The sequence below is a fragment of the Veillonella sp. genome (genome assembly GCF_032470285.1).
In the GTDB taxonomy this organism is placed as follows: Bacteria; Bacillota; Negativicutes; order Veillonellales; family Veillonellaceae; genus Veillonella.
Genome location: NZ_JAWEKP010000003.1, coordinates 12,691 through 31,604, shown reverse-complemented (window position 1 = coordinate 31,604; position 18,914 = coordinate 12,691). Strand labels below are relative to the sequence as shown.

Annotated in this window: 20 protein-coding genes; 18 read left to right on the top strand and 2 right to left on the bottom strand. The window is 36.3% G+C overall.

What is annotated here, in order from left to right; genetic code table 11:
* Window positions 1-56: 56 nt before the first annotated feature.
* Window positions 57-998, bottom strand: a complete 942-nt coding sequence (locus E7B10_RS04330) for an ABC transporter substrate-binding protein (protein ID WP_004696256.1) — start codon at window positions 996-998, stop codon at window positions 57-59.
* 51 nt (window positions 999-1,049) lie between these two features.
* Window positions 1,050-2,039, bottom strand: a complete 990-nt coding sequence (locus E7B10_RS04325; RefSeq protein ID WP_004696254.1) for a sirohydrochlorin cobaltochelatase — start codon at window positions 2,037-2,039, stop codon at window positions 1,050-1,052.
* 638 nt (window positions 2,040-2,677) lie between these two features.
* Here E7B10_RS04325 and E7B10_RS04320 point away from each other — a divergent pair.
* The 18 genes from E7B10_RS04320 to ftsL all read left to right on the top strand — a co-directional run bounded on the left by E7B10_RS04320 (window position 2,678) and on the right by ftsL (window position 18,887).
* Entirely contained in the window at window positions 2,678-2,977 is a 300-nt protein-coding gene (locus tag E7B10_RS04320) for a hypothetical protein (RefSeq protein WP_149026238.1), read from the top strand.
* A 137-nt stretch (window positions 2,978-3,114) separates the two neighbouring features.
* On the top strand, window positions 3,115-3,489 hold the full coding sequence (locus E7B10_RS04315) for a hypothetical protein (RefSeq protein WP_024062488.1): 375 nt from the start codon (window positions 3,115-3,117) through the stop codon (window positions 3,487-3,489).
* A 9-nt stretch (window positions 3,490-3,498) separates the two neighbouring features.
* The gene (locus E7B10_RS04310) at window positions 3,499-4,518 is read left to right on the top strand and encodes a DUF805 domain-containing protein (RefSeq protein ID WP_024062487.1); all 1,020 of its coding nucleotides are present in this window, start codon (window positions 3,499-3,501) and stop codon (window positions 4,516-4,518) included.
* 97 nt (window positions 4,519-4,615) lie between these two features.
* A complete protein-coding gene (locus E7B10_RS04305; protein ID WP_004696252.1) occupies window positions 4,616-5,497 on the top strand; it encodes a sirohydrochlorin cobaltochelatase in 882 nt (293 codons plus the stop codon).
* 206 nt (window positions 5,498-5,703) lie between these two features.
* Entirely contained in the window at window positions 5,704-6,558 is an 855-nt protein-coding gene (locus E7B10_RS04300; RefSeq protein WP_287511395.1) for a sirohydrochlorin cobaltochelatase, read from the top strand.
* Between the two features lie 86 nt (window positions 6,559-6,644).
* Window positions 6,645-7,352 (top strand): precorrin-2 C(20)-methyltransferase, encoded by a 708-nt coding sequence (cobI, locus tag E7B10_RS04295; RefSeq protein WP_287511394.1) that lies wholly within the window; start codon window positions 6,645-6,647, stop codon window positions 7,350-7,352.
* Window positions 7,353-7,381: 29 nt separating this feature from the next.
* Entirely contained in the window at window positions 7,382-8,761 is a 1,380-nt protein-coding gene (locus E7B10_RS04290; RefSeq protein ID WP_287511392.1) for a cobyrinate a,c-diamide synthase, read from the top strand.
* A gap of 37 nt (window positions 8,762-8,798) precedes the next feature.
* Window positions 8,799-9,341, top strand: coding sequence for a cob(I)yrinic acid a,c-diamide adenosyltransferase (gene cobO, locus E7B10_RS04285; RefSeq protein WP_060919750.1), 543 nt, complete (start codon window positions 8,799-8,801; stop codon window positions 9,339-9,341).
* A gap of 139 nt (window positions 9,342-9,480) precedes the next feature.
* Window positions 9,481-9,870 (top strand): class II SORL domain-containing protein, encoded by a 390-nt coding sequence (locus tag E7B10_RS04280; protein WP_119563149.1) that lies wholly within the window; start codon window positions 9,481-9,483, stop codon window positions 9,868-9,870.
* Window positions 9,871-10,189: 319 nt separating this feature from the next.
* On the top strand, window positions 10,190-11,419 hold the full coding sequence (locus E7B10_RS04275; RefSeq protein ID WP_119563148.1) for an aspartate kinase: 1,230 nt from the start codon (window positions 10,190-10,192) through the stop codon (window positions 11,417-11,419).
* A 7-nt stretch (window positions 11,420-11,426) separates the two neighbouring features.
* Window positions 11,427-11,744 carry a hypothetical protein gene (locus tag E7B10_RS04270; RefSeq protein WP_004696238.1) on the top strand — a complete coding sequence of 106 codons (318 nt, stop codon included), beginning with the start codon at window positions 11,427-11,429 and terminating at the stop codon, window positions 11,742-11,744.
* A 140-nt stretch (window positions 11,745-11,884) separates the two neighbouring features.
* Window positions 11,885-14,794 (top strand): insulinase family protein, encoded by a 2,910-nt coding sequence (locus E7B10_RS04265; RefSeq protein ID WP_287511390.1) that lies wholly within the window; start codon window positions 11,885-11,887, stop codon window positions 14,792-14,794.
* An 80-nt stretch (window positions 14,795-14,874) separates the two neighbouring features.
* Complete coding sequence (gluQRS, locus tag E7B10_RS04260) at window positions 14,875-15,849, top strand: tRNA glutamyl-Q(34) synthetase GluQRS (RefSeq protein WP_287511388.1); 975 nt, start codon at window positions 14,875-14,877, stop codon at window positions 15,847-15,849.
* A 132-nt stretch (window positions 15,850-15,981) separates the two neighbouring features.
* Window positions 15,982-16,356, top strand: a complete 375-nt coding sequence (locus E7B10_RS04255) for a CoA-binding protein (protein ID WP_316055516.1) — start codon at window positions 15,982-15,984, stop codon at window positions 16,354-16,356.
* A 9-nt stretch (window positions 16,357-16,365) separates the two neighbouring features.
* Window positions 16,366-16,686 (top strand): thioredoxin, encoded by a 321-nt coding sequence (gene trxA, locus E7B10_RS04250; RefSeq protein ID WP_004696229.1) that lies wholly within the window; start codon window positions 16,366-16,368, stop codon window positions 16,684-16,686.
* 401 nt (window positions 16,687-17,087) lie between these two features.
* Window positions 17,088-17,519 carry a division/cell wall cluster transcriptional repressor MraZ gene (gene mraZ, locus E7B10_RS04245; protein WP_287501993.1) on the top strand — a complete coding sequence of 144 codons (432 nt, stop codon included), beginning with the start codon at window positions 17,088-17,090 and terminating at the stop codon, window positions 17,517-17,519.
* Window positions 17,520-17,528: 9 nt separating this feature from the next.
* Window positions 17,529-18,461 carry a 16S rRNA (cytosine(1402)-N(4))-methyltransferase RsmH gene (gene rsmH / locus E7B10_RS04240; RefSeq protein ID WP_287511386.1) on the top strand — a complete coding sequence of 311 codons (933 nt, stop codon included), beginning with the start codon at window positions 17,529-17,531 and terminating at the stop codon, window positions 18,459-18,461.
* A gap of 21 nt (window positions 18,462-18,482) precedes the next feature.
* A complete protein-coding gene (ftsL, locus tag E7B10_RS04235; RefSeq protein WP_004697156.1) occupies window positions 18,483-18,887 on the top strand; it encodes a cell division protein FtsL in 405 nt (134 codons plus the stop codon).
* Window positions 18,888-18,914 lie beyond the last annotated feature (27 nt).

Below are 18,914 nucleotides of genomic sequence, written 5' to 3'. Positions count from 1 at the left end.
TTGAAAAAGAGGGCATTCCCTTTTGGGGGATGCCCTCTTTCGTATGAAGTAATATATTAGAATGTAACATTAATACCGTATGCTTCTTTAACTAATCGTGCCATAGCTTCAGGTGTTTGTAGACCTGGGTTTAATAGGAATAGTTTGGATGGTAAGTATATTACGCGGTTATTTTGTACGGCTTTTAAATTGGCCCATGCAGGATTATCTGTCATAGCTTGTTTCATAGCTTTTGTAATTTCTTCTTCTTTACCCATTGTAACAACAAAGATAATATCAGGGTTATCTGCAGTCAATGTTTCAAGAGAGTAAGGGACCGTTTTGTCCTTCGTTGTACCATCTAGGTGAGAGGAGACAACATTTGTCATACCTAGTTCTTTTACCATTGATGCAGTAACTGCTTCATCAGTTTCGGCAGTTACACCCTTTCCTGTGGCACGTAACACGGCAACACGTGCAGGTTGTTGATTCTTAACTGCATCTTTTACCTTGGTAATATTGTTTTCATAGGTAGTAATAACAGACTTAGCCTTATCTTGATGATTAGTTAATTCGCCAAGAAATGTTAACATTGGTACATTATCTTTAATACCATCGTAATCAAAAAGTACGGTTGGAATATTATTAGCTTGTAATTGAGATTCATATTTTTTATGTTGATTTACTAAACCCAATACTACATCTGGCTTCAAGCCTAATAATTGTTCCATGTTGATATTTGCAGTTTGACCAAGAGCTGGTAGAGCTTCTAACTCTGGTGCTAGTTTATCCGTTGTATTGGCACGGCTAATAGCCTTACCATCGACAGCATAAAGCATAGATAAAACAGAATTAGATAATACAGCAATTTTTTGTGGATCCTTTGGTACAGTATAGGTTTGGCCATTAAAGGTCAATTCCTTCGTAGTAGCAGAAGAGCTGGATGTGGTTTTACCACACCCAGCTAGTGCTAGTACAATCATAACCAAAGCGATACTACCGAGTAGTAGTTTTTTCATGATGTACTCCTATGAATGTTATATATGCAATAACGATCTTAGTTATATTGATTATTTTTCTAATGCATCCCAAGCTTCGTTAGCACGTTCAACGAATAAGTTACGGATGTTTTGGTTTTCACCTAAACCATGGATGTAAGTGTCAACTTTGAAGCCTTCTTTTTCAAGAATGGATTTGTGGGAATCTGGTTCGTTACCAGCCATGTCGTTGTTTGCATGGTCACCAGCAACCATCATGAAAGGCATCAATGTAACATGTTTAATACCATGTAATTTCAATTGAGGGATAACTTGTTCAAGATTTGGTGTACCTTCTACTGTGTAGATGAATACATTTTTCATGCCAAGAGTATGGATACGGTCTTGAATTACAGAATAGTATGCATTGGAAGGATCTGGAGTACCATGAGCCATGATAAGAAGACCATCTTCTTTACCTAATTTAGGGAATTGGGATTGAACAGCTTTTAATGTTTCAATAACTTGGTCAGTTTGGTTTTCTTGACCCATCCAGTACATAAGAGAAGTACCGAGTGTCATTTTTTTGAAATCATTTTTGTATAAATTATATACTGCTGCATCGTAGTTATATTCCATACCAGGAATTACATCTAGAGATGCCAATGCAACGCGAGTGTAACCATCTTTTTTAAGTTCAGCTAAAGCTTCTTCAGGTGTAGGGTATGTAATGCCTTCTTTTTGTTGGATACGATCACGAATAATATGGCTTGTGAAAGCAGTTATCACTTTAGTATTTGGGTGTGCTGCCTTAATAGCATCTACAGTAGCATCGATTGTTTTCACACGAGTATCTTTATAAGTTGTACCAAAGCTCATAACAACCATAGCATCTTTGTTTGGCAAGTTTTGTAAAGCTTCTGTATTATGTGTACGAACACCAATTGCAGCGGCTTCTTTCAATGCTGGTGTAGGATCTTTTACTTCCTCATTTAATTGATATGCAGCATTAGATACAACTGGTGCACCAAAGGATACTGCAAGACCTAGAATAGCGGATGCTAAAGCTAATTGTTTTTTCATTTCTATACTCCTATCTATAACTATAACTACACTAATATGCAATCATTTACATAGTTCTATTATATGAAAACTATGGATTCATCGCATATATATAACCTTATTTCAATCGTAACAAAGCGGAAAACAGGTGTCAATAAACCCTATACCCCTAGAAGTATAAGGAATTTGAGAGATTATTAATAAATTAATGTGATGAATAAAGTATGATAGTACATTTTATAATTATATTCTTGTTGGTTATAAGGATATGAATATGTGAATATATGAGTAATTTTATTTTAAATATATTTTGATGGGGCCCAATAATATTACTACAACTACCTTAAAAATGACGACCTATACTTGTTTGCTCCTCGTTCCTGATGTCGCTCCACAAGTACAGGTCGCCATTTTTATTACTTTAGTCATATAGGTGTCCCATCAAAATATGCTATTATAAGAAATATAAAAAATATTTTAGTAAAATAAAATTACAGAAGTTGTAGTGGCTATGGAAGGCCCTTTTATCAGATTTATTATGCTTAAAAATATTACATATATTAATAAGAATTTTAAATTTTATGGGTGAGACATAATATATGATTTATAATCTATTAATTTGGGGAATCAGCATATGGTTAATATATGATATTTTTCTTATGCATAAAGCAAAGAATAAATCACAAGTCTTAATAGAGTCTATATTGCTTGTGATATTAATTGCTGGATACTTAATAAATCAATTATATGAAGCTAACTATTTTGTATCAGATACATATTTTTATTCAGGTATGGTATTAGCGGTTATCATGTATTTTTGTATATTATGGTTACATAGATATAAATATAAAAATAGTGATGATGAAAGAAAAAAGAAAAGTATAATTAATTCAATTCTAACAATTCATGCAATCATGTTTTTATATGGATTAGTGTTAGTTTGGATAGTATTCTTTTAGATTTTAATATGATTCTTAATTAAAAAATGGTGTTGTCCTCCTTTGAGTTCAACACCATTTTGTGTATCTTGAAGTAATAGTGTAATGTATATATTAAATAGATTATAGTACTATAGTTTTAAATTAGTAGGGTAGATATGTTTGAGAATACTGTAATTGGCCTCTTTGGCTTATTAATGGTGAATTATCACGTTATTATAGCTAGACAGCAAATAGTTAAAATTGTAATTGGTATCTTAGGGAATTGTTTCTTCGGACTTACATTATTTAGTGGTTATATTGCGTTGCCTAGTTATATGATAGATTTGAAGTATATTTTAATAATTATTCTTTGTATCGCTTGTGTATATGATTTATGGCGAAGTAATCGCAGTGGTACGATCACAGCTGGTGACAAGAGAATGTATGATATCATTGTAAGTCGAATTAGGTTCATCATTATCTTTTTTCTTGTTTTATGTAGTATAGCAGTAGTTGGACTAATAAAGGTAATGGGAGAGATTATATTGTAGAAGAGGAGAATGGAAAATATAAAATTTTATTTGATCAAGGGTGGAAGGATATTACAAAATATGATCTTGAAAGATATTATAAGCGCAAAAGCAATTAAGGACGAGTTATTTTTGTTAAGAACTAACGTTAAATCTTTAATGTTATCATGGCGTATTACTCGTACTCCTTACTTACTTTCTATAATATTAGTATATTTTTCTTATATTGCTATGCCAGGACTAACATTTAATTCCTTACCAGAGTATGAAGAGAGTGTAGTGTCTTTAATTGGATATACTAATTTAGTAATATCGTTAGTAATTTTTTCTTTACTAGCAATTAGACGAGTTCTAGATGTTAATCAAAAATGGATTTCAGGATTTGTAATAGTAGCCGGTATATATACGTTGTACACTAATTATTTAAATTATTTACCACCTATATTAGAGGTAACATATACAGAGGATTCCTTGATTACAAATATGTCAGTTAATTTAAACATATTGGTAGTAGGGTTATTAATATTATCTTTGTTTCCTAGTAATGAATATAATAATGACTATGGCTTATCAAATTGTATTGAAAAGGTGGGGTCTAGCTTTATAAGAATTGACTATGGCGGGTTTGAACAATTTTTAGATGAATTTTCCTTATATAAAATCTTACCGATTTTAAAAAAAAGCTTATCGCTTGAGTTATTTAACTGGAAGGGCCGTATATCAAGAGGTGAATTGATATATTATTATATAGTATATCAATTCATGGTTCTATTACTTGTAATATTAATTTATTCAATAGGGACTATTTTACCTACAATATTATTAAAGAATATATTTTTATCATCTATTGTAGCTATTTTTTTGATTTGGTGTTTTATATATTTATTAAAAGTACTAATTCTGCGGTTACATGATTCTTATAGTAGTGCTTTTTGGTTATTTGGGGTGTTCATACCTTATGTAAATGTATATGTACTATATCTAATATTATTTAAAGGTTCATGGCGGTACATTGATGCCAGTGCAATTAGTGATAATATTTCTCATTGACTTTCGTAGTTCAATCATGTATTATTGACACATAGTAGTTGATAACAATTTTCAATTGTGAAAGTTGTTTCATGTATGAGTAATATGGAGGTCACATATGAAAGGCATAATTATTGCATCCTTTGGATCAATTTACCAAGATGCTGTGGAGAAATCCATTGGCAGTATAGAGAAAAAAGTACGTTCCATGTATAGTGATATGGAGGTACGCCGCGTATTCTTATCTGATGCATTAGTAGAGAAGTGGAATGAGAAATACGAAGATAAGATTTCCTCTTTCACAGAGGCTATGCAAGATTTCGCTCGTATGGGTATCGATGAGGTGTACATTCAACCTATTACCTTGGTGGCAGATCAGTGCTACCAACAAATGCGCAAACAAGCATTAAAATTTTTACATAGCAATGAATATGGTTTTAGCCAGGTAAATATTGGTAAACCATTGCTTACCTCTTTAGGTGTAAAAAATTATGCCGATGATTATGAAGCAACATTAGAAAGCATTGTTCGTCATGTTAATACAAAAGCACTTAATAAATCTGTTGTACTCATGGCGAATGGTCAAAATCAATTAGAGTTCAGTACATTGCAATTAAAAGCTATGTATGGAGCAGCGCCAAACGTAGTAGTATTTACTACAAATGGTTTCCCTACATTCAAACAAGCTCTTACTTTCTTGGATCGTATGGGGCATAAAGATTTATTAGTTGTACCATTGGCTCTCATAGGTTCAACACATTTAATGGATTACCTTGGCGGTGAACGCTCCGATTCCATTTATGCTTTACTCGCTGAGGAAGGCTACAATGTTGACATCTGGAATGAAGGGCTTGGGGAAAACCCACATGTACAAGATTTATTCTTGAAACATTTAGGTCAAGCTATCCGCATGTCTGATCGGAAGCGGCCCATGCCTAGAGAATCTGTAAAACCTGTCATGACAAATTCTCGCTTGGAAGCGCAAGGTTTGATTTCTTGATATTTGTTATTACATAATTAGACATACAACACTCCACTCTTTCACATTAATAAAAATCCTCCTTGTTGGATATCCAATGAGGAGGATTTTTACTTTTACCATGAAAGATAAGAATAATTTCCATTTTATACGTACCATGGTATGCCCCTAGAGAATGGTCTATGGTATGATTAAGATAAATTATTAGTTAATATAAGGAGACATTCATGAAACAAGCTATCTTAGTTGTTGCCTTTGGGTCCACTGTGGACAGTGCTCGTGAACATAATATCGATTCTGTAGTAGAACATATTCGTAAATCGTATCCGGATTATACTGTAGAATTAGCTTTTTCGTCTCGTATCATCGTTAAGCGCTTACGTGAGCGTGGTATTGAGATTCCTACTGAACAAGGGGCGTTAGAAAAACTGATTCAAGAAGGTTATACACATGTATATGTGCAGCCACTTCATTTCACCGGTGGCGAAGAGTTCGATAAATTGAAAAATAATATCCTTGCTCATGAAGGGGAAGGACAACTCGAAGTATTGCGTGTAGGTAGACCTCTCGTATACTATATGGGACAAGAAGAGCACCCAGATGATTACCAAATCTTGATTGACCGTTTCATTAAATCTCTTAATATTTCCAAAGATGATGGTTTGTTATTGGTTGGTCATGGAGGTCTTGGTTCTGGCAATTCTTCATATGGTAATTTACAGTTTAAGCTAATCCGTAATGGACTTACGAATGTGCGTATTGCTGTACTTGAAAACGCACCATATGTGTCAGATGTAGCAATGCCTTGGGAATGGCTTGATGGTAAACGCCCAAAAACAATTTATGTACATCCTTTATTATTGGTACTCGGGGATCATGCACAAAATGATTTATTTGGTGACGAAGAGGATAGCATAGTGAATGAACTCGCTGGAGCAGGATATGAGGTTAAACCAATTCATAGTGCTCTAGGTGAATATGAAGCGATTCATGATATTTTCCGTCAACATGTGCAAGATTGTATCGATGATTTGTATGGCAAACGTAGCCCACATCGTCCTGCAATACCAAATATTAAATAGTATCTTTGTATATATTGTATAAATTGGTTATAATAAAAGATATTGTAATTATAAATAGAGTGTGACTATAAGAATAGGAGATACCCATGAAAGGTAAATTATATGGTATTGGCGTAGGCCCTGGCGATTCTGAATTAATGACTGTGAAAGCTGCTCGCATCGTAGGAGAAGCAGATATTATTATCACACCTAAAACAGAAAAGAAAGATGGTTCCGTAGCCCTTGATATCGCATCCCCATATATCCAAGAACATACAGAAATCGTTCCCGTAGTATTCCCAATGGTGTTGGATGATTCTACGCAAGAGGAAGGCTGGCAAGAGGCTAAACGCGTTATCTTGTCTTATTTGGATGAAGGTAAAAGTGTTGTATTCTTAACATTAGGTGATCCTATGTTCTACAGCACATATATGTATGTATACCGTTTGATTGAAAACACAGGGCATGAAATTAAAACAATTCCTGGCGTTACTGCATTCTGTGCTATCGGATCTCACCTTGGCTATCCAATCGTAGAGAAGGAAGAGGTATTGGCCATCGTTCCAGCTACAGCGCCTAAAGAAAAAATCGATGCTGTATTGGCTGTTGCAGATGATGCAGTTATTATGAAGGTATATAAAAACTTTGATGAAGTACAAGAAACCTTGATTAAACATAATATGGCAGATGATGCGGTTATGATTAGCCGTGTAGGTTTGCCTGATGAGCAAGTATTCGTAGGTTTAGATAATATGCCAAAAGATACTAAACTCAACTACTTATCTACAATTCTTGCAAAACGCAAGGAGCGTTAACAAACACATCGTATTACGAGGTAATATCTATGAACACAGTACAGATTCCACGTGTTGTCATTGCTGGTACCAACTCTGGTGTTGGTAAAACAACTATCGTAGCGGGTTTATTGGCCGCTTATGCAAATGGTGGACGTACGGTGCAATCTTTTAAAGTGGGCCCGGATTATATTGATCCGGGCTTTCATAAAATTGCATCCGGCCGTGACAGCTATAATTTAGATACGTGGCTCGTGCCACCTCACAAGTTGACTCCTTTCTTTGCTACAATGGCACATGATGTAGACCTTGCCATTATTGAAGGTGTTATGGGCCTTTACGATGGTGGTCGAGAAGGTGTTAGTTCTACGGCTCAAATTGCTAAACAGTTAAATGCACCGGTGGTGCTTGTTATTGATTGTAAAGCTATGGGTGAAAGTGCAGCCGCTATTGCTAAAGGGTTCCGTGACTATGACCCAGAGGTAAACTTTGGTGGTGTCATCTTGAACCGCTTAGGCTCAGCCAATCATGAGCGTATGGTTCGTGAAGGGATGGATAAAATCGGTGTACCTGTTATTGGTGCCATTTATCGTGATGATCGTATGCATTCTCCAGAACGTCATTTAGGACTTACACCGGTTACTGAAATTGATCCAACAGAGGCGATTAATACGATTCGAGAAGCTGTTGAGAAGATGGTAAATCTCGATGCACTATTGGAAATTGCTACTAATGCACCAACTATTGAACTACCAGATGCTATAGATGTTAAAACCATTGAAAAACATGTGAAAATCGGTGTAGCTTATGATGAGGCGTTCTCTTTTTACTATCCAGCTAGTCTTGCTGCGTTAGAGGAAAAAGGGGCTGAGCTTGTTTACTTTAGTCCGCTTAATGACTCGGTAATTCCTGATGTAGACGGACTTGTATTCGGTGGTGGCTTCCCAGAAATGTTTTTATTTCAGTTATCTAGCAATGAGTCTATGAAGGAATCTATCCGCCAAGCTAATGCACAAGGTATGCCTATTTATGCCGAATGTGGTGGCCTCATGTATCTTTGTGAAAGTATTAATGACTTTGGAGGTTCTGTATATAAAACTGTAGGTATTGTACCTGCCAATTGTGTGATGCAACAAAAGCTTCAAAAGGTGGGCTATGTTACAGCAATTGCAAAGAGAGATACTTTATTAGGTGCTATGAATACAGCTATTCGTGGTCATGAGTTCCATTTCTCTACAATGGAGCCAACTATAAATGACTTTCCATGGGCTTTTCATTTAGAAGGAGGCCGTAAACCTCAATCGTATGACGGCGGCTATGCAACAAAAAATGTATTAGCTTCTTATTTACATTTGAACTTTGCTGGCTCTGATGAAGGGGCACAACATTTTGTTGATACATGTGCTGCTTATAAAGCCCAAAAGTTATAGATGTGTAGATGTATTAGTTCGTATTAAAGGAGCTATTATGGAAGAACGTGGATTAATTCTAGTTAATACAGGCAATGGTAAAGGTAAAACAACAGCGGCATTGGGTGTTGTTTTACGTGCTGTTGGACAAGGTTTTAAAGTTCTTATATTACAATTTATTAAGAGTGGTAATGGCTATGGTGAATTGGCAGGTCTTGCCAAACTAGGTGATCAAGTTGAAATTCGTTCCATGGGAAAAGGCTTTATTTACTATAACCGTAATGAAGTAGGGGAAGCTGAGCTTGCTCGCCACAAAGAAGCAGCACAAGCCGCTTGGCGTACATTGGTAGAGGAAGTAAACTCCGACAAATGGGATTTAATTGTTATGGATGAAATAAATAATGCTATTAATTATGAGCTTATTGATGTGAATTCTGTAGTGGAAATGCTAAAAAATAAGCCTAAAAGACTTCATGTTGTTTTGACGGGGCGTTATGCTAAACCTGAAATCATTGATATGGCGGATACTGTCACAGAAATGAAGGTAGTAAAGCATGCTTATGAAAAGGGCATAAAAGCTGCTAAAGGAATAGAATTTTGATTTAATTCAAAAAAATCGAAAAAAATCGAAAAAGAACTTGCTAAAACTATATCGAAAATGTATAATATAGTCATAAGCACAGAGGTGCTCAATATTCTTGACATTAAGTATGTATATAAGACTAACCAGGAGGTTAACTATGGCTGTACATGATTACATTAAATCTGGTGATTTCGCTACTGAAAAACACGTTCCTGTTATCGAAACAGTTGACACTGTAAAAGCAGGTGAAACATTCCACGTTACTTTATCCGTAGGTAAAGATATTGCACATCCAAACACTGTAGAACATCACATTGAATGGATTAAATTATACTTTGTGGCTGAAGGTACTCAATTGCCATTTGAAGTTGGTGAAATTTCCTTCAACGTACATGGTGATGGTGCAACTGCAAACGAAGGCCCTGTACATGCAATTTCTGAAGGTACATTGGCAGTTTCCTTGAACAAATCTGGTAAATTGATTGCTGTATCCTACTGCAATATCCACGGTTTGTGGGAATCTGAAAAAGATATCGTAGTTGCTTAATTAACTATTACAACTAATAAAGACCAGTCCTAGGGCTGGTCTTTTTGTATATCTATGTGTTTACATAGCTTAATAATGAGGTAAAGTTAAACTTTCAATAGTAGATATTTAATGGCATTATGGCTAATACATGTTAGGAATATTTAATTCATATTCATAATATTATAGACATATTATTTGATTTTTAATGTCCATATAAAAAGGAGTTTTGTATCACTCCAGTGGATTAAATGCTGTACATCCCTTTACAGTGCTATTTGTTTGTGGTAAAGTATATGCATATTGATATTTAGTAAACATAGTTAAATGAGGGATTATTGTGGCCTTAATCGTTAAAAAATTTGGTGGCAGTTCCGTAGCTACACCAGAAAAAATATTTAATATTGTTGATCGCGTTCTTCGTGAGAAGCAAGCTGACGATAAAATCGTTCTTGTTGTATCCGCTATGGGTGATACAACTGATGACTTGGTGGCCTTAGCTAAACAAGTTACATCCAAGCCGTATGGTCGTGAAATGGATCGCTTGTTATCTACCGGTGAACAAGTAACAATTGCATTGATGGCAATGGCTTTTAACGAACGTGGTCAGGAATCTATATCCTTAACAGGTGATCAAGCGGGTATTACAAGTAGTGATACATTTAATAAAGGTCGCATTTTGGGAGTTGATCCTAATCGTGTGTTTGAAGCTTTGGATGAAGGTAAAATTGTAGTAGTTGCTGGTTTCCAAGGTATAACTGAATATGGTGATATGGTGACATTAGGCCGTGGTGGCTCTGATACAACAGCTGTTGCATTGGCAGGTGCTATGAAAGCGGATGTATGTGAGATTTTTACGGATGTAGACGGCGTATATTCTACAGATCCTCGCGTGGCGAAGGAAGCTTTTAAATTAGAAGAAGTAACGTATGGCGAAATGCTTGAAATGGCACGCCTTGGTGCAGGTGTAATGCAACCGCGTGCCGTAGAAATGGGTTTCCGTTATGGTGTACCTATTCATGTACGTTCTACATTTAGTGATAAACCAGGTACTATTATTCGGGAGGATTATACTGTGGAAGCAAATAAACACGTAATTACTGGCGTAGCTGATGATACAAATACAGCAAAAGTAGCCCTTGTAGGCGTTGAAAATAAACCAGGCGTTGCAGCGACTGTATTCAAAGCGTTAGCTGCTAGAAACGTTGACGTAGATATGATTGTTCAATCTATCCGTTCCGTGGGAGAACCAAAAACTGATCTTATCTTTACAGTAGCTATGGATGATGTGGTATTAGCTCGAGAAGTATTAGAAGAATTACAAAAAGCAGTAGATATTGAAGCCGTTAATATTGATGAAAAAATGGCTAAAGTTTCCATTATTGGTGCAGGTATGTTAGGACAGCCTGGTGTAGCTGCGCAAATGTTTGATATTTTGAGCCAAGAAGGTATCAATATTGAAATCATTTCTACTTCTGAAATTAGTATTTCTTGTCTTGTTGCTGAAGATCGCGTAAAAGATGCTGTTCGTGTAATTCATAATGGCTTATTGTTAGATCAACGAGGTTAATCATTGCATGGATAGTCTACGTAGTTTTATGGATGAAATGCTCAATGACCAAGGTCGTAAGGAAGGTTTCATTAGCGATCTACTAGGAAATCTAAAAAATCAGCCTATTCCAACATTGGAACAAGCTCAAACTGGTTACACAACAATGAGTAATTTACATGGTATCTTCTATGATTATGATAAGTCTGAGGTTACTATTACTTACAAGGTTGTACCAGATATGTATCAACCATATACATTGAGTTTTATACAATTCGAAGCCGTGTTAGAAGGCTTATTAACCTTGCGTCGCAATCAAAAGTGGCAGATGCAACATAATAAATAATATGAACCCCATGGGAATACTTGCCTATGGGGTTTTATAATTCGATAATTATTCTTAACATCTATATATAGAGTCATCGATATGATATAATAAATTATTCAGAGAGAAATCATTATATTAGTATAGAAAGAAGGGACAGCATGGAAATAAATAAGGTTTATTCTGGCTTTCGCCTTGACCGCATTGAGCGCATTGATGAGATCAATGGTACCGCTTATGAAATGAAACATGAAAAGTCTGGTGCTCGTTTAATTTATATTGATTCACCAGATTCTAATAAAGTATTCAATATCGCTTTTAGAACAACACCACATAATAGTACTGGTGTTGCACATATTATGGAACATTCCGTTTTATGTGGTTCTCGTAAGTTTCCTTTAAAAGAGCCATTTGTTGAGCTTGTTAAGGGATCTTTAAACACGTTCTTAAACGCTATGACTTACCCTGATAAAACAATGTATCCTGTAGCAAGCAAGAATGATAAAGACTTCCACAACTTGATGGACGTATATCTTGATGCTGTATTGTATCCACGCGTTCGTGAAGATGCGGAAATCGTGATGCAAGAAGGTTGGCATTATGAATTAGATCGTGCGGACGATGAACTTACCTATAAAGGTGTTGTATTCAATGAGATGAAGGGGGTTTATTCCTCTCCAGATTCCGTTCTAGAACGCCAAATGATGCGTGAACTTTTCCCAGATACCACTTATGGTGTTGATTCTGGTGGAGATCCTGACCATATTACAGACTTAACTTATGAAGAGTTCCAAGAGTTCTATCGAGTTCATTATCATCCGTCCAATAGTTATATCTTCCTTTATGGTGATATGAATATTGAAGAGCAATTGGCATTCTTGAATGATGAGTACTTAAGTCATTTTGATGCTATTGAGGTTAATACAGAGGTTGGTATACAAACGCCATTTACGGAAGGTAAAGTGGTAAGTTATCCATATAGCGTAGGTTCTGAAGAGCCAACCGACAATCGAACTTTACATTCCTTTGCCTATGTGTTACCTGATGTAACACCTGAGCATAGCTTGGCTTTTGAGGTATTAACACATGCATTGTTGACATCTCCTGCGGCGCCTCTTAAACAGGCTTTGGTGAAAGCCGGTATCGGCTCTGATGTGAGTGGTTATTATCTTGATAGTATTCGTCAACCTTTGTGGACCGTGCAAGCAACTGGCTCTAATCTCGATAAACAAGCTGACTTGCAGCGTATTGTGGAATCTACATTGCAAGAACTTTGTGATAACGGTTTAGATAAAGAATTATTAGAAGCTTCCTTGAATAGCATTGAGTTTGCTCTTCGTGAAAGCGACTTTGGTGGTCGTCCAATTGGTCTTGCTTATGTTATCCGTATGATGGATAATTGGCTATATGACAATGACCCACTTGAACTATTACACTACGAAGAAGCATTAGTGAATATTCGCAAGGGCTTATCTGGTACGTACTTTGAAGATTTAATTCGTCAATCTATCTTAAATAACAATCATAAAGTGCTTGTTTCTATTTATCCTGAACGTGGTCTTCAAGAGCGCAAGGATGCAGAGGTTAAAGAATATTTAGCTTCTGTAAAAGCTAAGATGACTCCAGAAGAAATCGAAGCGATTGTAGAGCAAACAAAACGACTTAAATTTCGTCAAGAAGCTCCAGATAGCGACGAAGCATTAGCGTCGATTCCATTGCTTGAATTATCAGATTTAAATCCTAATATTGAAGAAGTAGAACGTCGTGAAAGTAAAATTGGCAATACTACAGTACATTTTGTACCTACTTTCACAAAAGGCATCAACTATGTAGGTCTTTACTTTAATTTAAGTTGTCTTACAGAAGATGAGTTGTTCTATGCCGATATTCTAAGTGATATTATCGGTCGTATCAACACATCTGAACGTGGCTATGAAGCATTGGCGAAAGATATCAATATGAATCTTGGTGGTTTAAGCTCAGATATTACGGCTATTAGCAAAGATGGTAAGCGTGATGAATTTACGCCTCTCATGATTGTTCGAGCTAAAGCCTTGCATTCTAAATTACCTGACTTATGCCGTTTGATTAACGAAGTAGTACAAAAAGCAGATTATAGTGACCATAGACGCTTGACCGAACTTGTTCAAGAAAGCAAAGCTATTTGGGATAATGAAGCGTTTCGTCGTGGCAACTCCATTGTAAGTCAACGTGTTATGGCACAAGTATCTGCAGTTGGTAAATTTAGAGATAATGGTAACTTTGGTTACTATCAAAAGATTAGCGAATTGGCTTCTAATCCTGCGGCATTACCATTATTGCCAGAAAAATTAGCTGATGTGGCTCGTAAGATTTTCCGTGCTAATAATGTAGATATCATGTTCGTTGGTGAAGAAGGCGAATTAGAAGCCTTTGAAAATCTCATGAAACCATTGATTGAAACTTGGGATACTACTGACTTAAGTAATGATACATTAAAGATTACACGTTTGTCTGGTAATGATGGTATCGTTACAGCTGGTAAGGTTCAATATGTAGCTCAAGGTGGTAACTTTATAGACCATGGGTATAAACATGTAGGTCCAATGAGTGTATTGGAAACAATTTTACGTTATGAATATCTCTGGATTCGTATTCGTGTACAAGGCGGTGCTTACGGGGCCTTTGCAAACTTCTACGACGATGGTAATATGATTTTCTGTAGCTATCGCGATCCAAACTTGGTAGAAACATTAAATGTATATAAAGAATTACCTCAATACCTTCGTGAGTTTACGTTGGCTGATCGTGAGATGCGTAAATATATTATCGGTACTATGAGCTCCTTGGACTTGCCTATGACTCCTGCGTTGCGTGGTCCACGTGCGATGGGGATGTATTTTAGCGGTGCTAAACTAGAGGATAAGGTAGAGTTTCGTAAACAAGTTATCGCTTGTAAGCCAGAGGATATCGTTGCTTTAGCAGATGTGGTTGAACCAGTATTGAAGGACAATCATATTTGTACAATGGGGAACGAACAAAAAATTAAAGACGCTGGTAAGGTATTCGATAACATTATTTCTCTAGGATAATTGTTTTATATCATGTATAGTGGCATATTCTGTGTAATTCTACGGGGTATGCCACTTGTTTTGTACTGTAGGAGGGTATCATGAAAGGTCGATTTGCTCCAAGCCCCACAGGATATATCCATCTCGGAAATGTGTGGATAGCCCTCTTATCTTATGTTTCTACGAAGCAACAAAAAGGGCAGTATGTTGTGCGAATGGAGGATATAGACATCCAACGCTCTAAACGTGAGTTAGGGGAAGCTCTATTAGATGATTTAGAGTGGCTAGGCTTTGAATGGGATGAAGGGCCTCGTGTTGGTGGACCAGAATCAACATATTGGCAAAGTGAACGACAAACATATTATGGAGACGTATTAGAACATCTTGCATCAGAAAAACTAATTTATCCTTGCTTTTGTAATCGCACAAGACTGCATTCTATTGCTTCGGCGCCCCATGTAGGAGAGGTAGTACATCGATATGATGGTCATTGCCGTCATCTAGAGGCTAAATTGATAAAAGAGTTTATGACGTCTAAGGAGCCATCTTTGCGTTTAGCCGTTAATTCCTGTGATATAGATTTCGTAGATCGTTGGCAAGGCTTTCAACATATTCATTTGGAAGGTGAATTAGATGATTATGTATTGCGTCGTGGTGACGGTATGTATGCCTATAATTTAGCTGTCGTATTGGATGATATTGCTATGGGGATAACGGAGGTCATTCGTGGAGACGATTTACTAGAGACTACGGGGCAGCAAATATATTTATATAAAACATTACAAACCAGTTTCAAATCTAAAAATATACAACTACCTTCTTATGGGCATGCTCCATTATTAATTGATTCTGAAGGGCATAGATTATCTAAGCGACAAAAGAGTATTACTATTCGTGAATTACGTGAAAATCAATGGTCTCCTAATAGGATTTTAGGTGAGCTGGCTATTGTAGGGGGCTTAGTTGAAGCTCATACATTAATTCGTAGAGAAATCAGTTTATCTGAATTAATTGAGATTGATTTAAATTTACCTAGTCTTAGTCAGAAAGCGATTGAGATAGAAATCAAAGAATAGAGCAAAAAAATAGTATTGCTTTATGTTATAGAATGATTGCTAAAAGAGAATAATTCTTTAACTATATAATTCGATATAATATATTGACAATATTCGATATTTATTTATAATAGTATATAAGAGGTGGTCGAAATGACAATTCAACAAGCTTTAAATCAAAAAGTATGGGCCGTTATTGGAGCTACCCATAAAACCGAAAAGTTCGGTTATAAGATTTATAAATGTCTTAAAGATCACGGATATGAAGTATATCCAGTCAATCCTAATATTGCAGAAATAGATGGAGACACTTGTTACTCTAGTCTTTCTGCACTTCCCGTTGTGCCTACTGTGGTAGATTTTGTTGTACCAGAAGCAGCGGGGTTAGCTGCACTTGATGAATGCAGAGAACTTGGCATTTCTGTTGTGTGGTTGCAACCGGGGGCGGATAAACCATCTGTTGTTGAAAAAGCACATGCTTTAGATCTGCATGTCATTCAAGATTGTGTATTAGTTCAATTACCGTAGGAGGGTACAATGAGCGAATTAAAAGATTTAAAAACTGCTGAATATCAAGATTTAGTAAACCAAGGTGGTGTTACTGTTGTTGACTTCTGGGCTCCATGGTGCGGTTATTGCGTACGTATGATGCCTATCATTGAAGAAATTGCAGGTGAGCTTGAAGGTAAAGCTAACTTTGTAAAAGTAAACGCTGATGAAGAACCAGAATTAGCACGTAACTTACAAGTTGAAGTATTGCCTACATTCGTTATTTTAAAAGATGGTGAAGTAGTAGACCGTAAAATTGGTTTCTTGCCTAAAGGCGATCTTCAAGCTGCTATCGAATCTAAATTCTAATACTATAATTAAAATTATATAAATAGAGGAAAACCTCATCAATGTATGTGTTGTACATTGATGAGGTTTTTTTGCTTTTTTAATATAGACCTAAATATATTTAACGTTTATGCATTACTAAACAATACATTGAGTTGCTAAACATAATACATCTAAAAGTGGGGTTTATGTCCATTTAAGGTGTGGTATTTCATCATTGTGGTGGAGAGTGGTTAAGATTAATGTATTTTTAATATATTATCGAACATATGTATTGTAGAAAAGAGGAGAAAAATAGAGATTAAACAAGAAAAATATAAAAAAGTGGGATAAAAATGGATTTTTTGTTGTGAAAGGTGGGGAATTGTGGTAGAATTTACCATATAGTGGTGGATAAGAAATAGAGAAAGGCGGTGATACGTATGTTCATGGGCGAATATAATCACACCATTGATACAAAAGGGCGGATGATTATACCTGCGAAAATACGTGAACAACTAGGTGATTTGTGCATCGTTACAAAAGGCCTAGATAACTGCTTAGCTATTTACACCGAAGAGGCGTGGAAGAAAATTTCCACTGCTTTACAATTACAATCTTCCACTAAAGCTAGCGTGCGTGCCTTAAAACGTTTTGTTTTTGGTAGTGCTGCTGAGCTTGAATATGATAAACAAGGTCGTGTCCTCATTCCTGTACCACTACGTGAATATGCAAGCCTCGATAAACAGGCTGTTATTGTAGGTGCTGGGGACCACGTTGAAATTTGGAGCCGTGAAAAATACGATTTCTATGATGAGCAAGTGGCTGAAAGCATGGAAGAATTAGTTGAAGGGCTTGAAGGGATTATGTTATAGGAGGCTATGATGGAATTTAATCATACTAGCGTACTCTTACGTGAAACGGTGGACTCCGTCGTAACTAATCCAAAAGGCATTTATGTGGACTGTACCCTCGGTGGGGCAGGACATGCTCACGCAGTGGGTGAGATGCTAGATCCAGAAGGCATGATTGTAGGTTTAGATCAGGATGAAGATGCTTTGAGTGTAGCTCGACAGCGTTTATCTGATTTGAAATGTCAGGTGTTAACGATACCTACAAACTTTTCTAACTTAAAAGAAGCCCTCCAAAATGCAGGCATTTATGAAGTCGATGGTTTTATATTTGATCTTGGTGTATCCAGCTATCAACTAGATACTCCTGAACGAGGTTTTTCATATATGAATGATGGACCTCTTGATATGCGAATGGATAAAGATGCACCTCTTACGGCAGAGGAAATTGTTAATGAATATGACAGTGAACAATTACTGCAAATTATCCGCGACTATGGGGAAGAACGATGGGCTAAACGGATTGTTGAGTTTATTGTTGAAGCACGCCAAGAAAAAAGAATCATTACTACTGGTGAGTTAGTTAGAATTATTAAGAATGCAATACCTGCAAAGGCACGACAAGATGGACCTCATCCGGCAAAACGGACGTTTCAGGCTATACGTATTGAAGTAAATAGAGAATTAGCAATTTTGCATGATAGTTTTGTAGATGCTGTATCGATGTTAAAACCAAAGGGAAAGATTGGAGTTATTACATTCCACTCCTTGGAAGATCGAATTACAAAGCAAACTTTTAAAGAGTTAAGTACCGCATGTATATGTCCTCCACAATTGCCTATGTGTGTTTGTAATCACAAGGCAGTTGTAAAGGCAAAAAATAAGGCTATAGAGCCAAGTATAGGGGAGATTGAAGTTAATCCGAGGGCTAGAAGCGCTAAATTGCGCGTAGCAGTAAAGTTGTAGAATTGGAAGGGGTTAAGTGTTATGTTAGCAAGAAAGGCTGTTGTGGGCCAAGTAAAAGGTGATATGTTGGTCATTGCACAAGGGAGAAGACGTAGTGCAAACGTAGCTTTAGATTTAAGCCCTATGATGTGGCAAGTTGTATATGGTATTGCTGCATTAGTTGCATGCTTGCTTATCATGATGGTTATGAATGCATACAGTACAAAGTTGGGCTATGAGGTAGTTAAAACACAGCAAGCTGTAGTACAATTAACAAAAGATAACGATGCATTAGACGTTGAAGTGGCTTCCTTGAAGTCTCCTGTACGCATCCAACAAATCGCAGAAGAACAATTAGGAATGGTTTTGCCTGATTCTTTTGTTTATAGTACAAAAAGCGCTGTTACTGAACGTAATGTACAAGAGAAACAGCAAATTATAGACTAGCAGGCGAAGCAGCTCGTATTGGGCTGC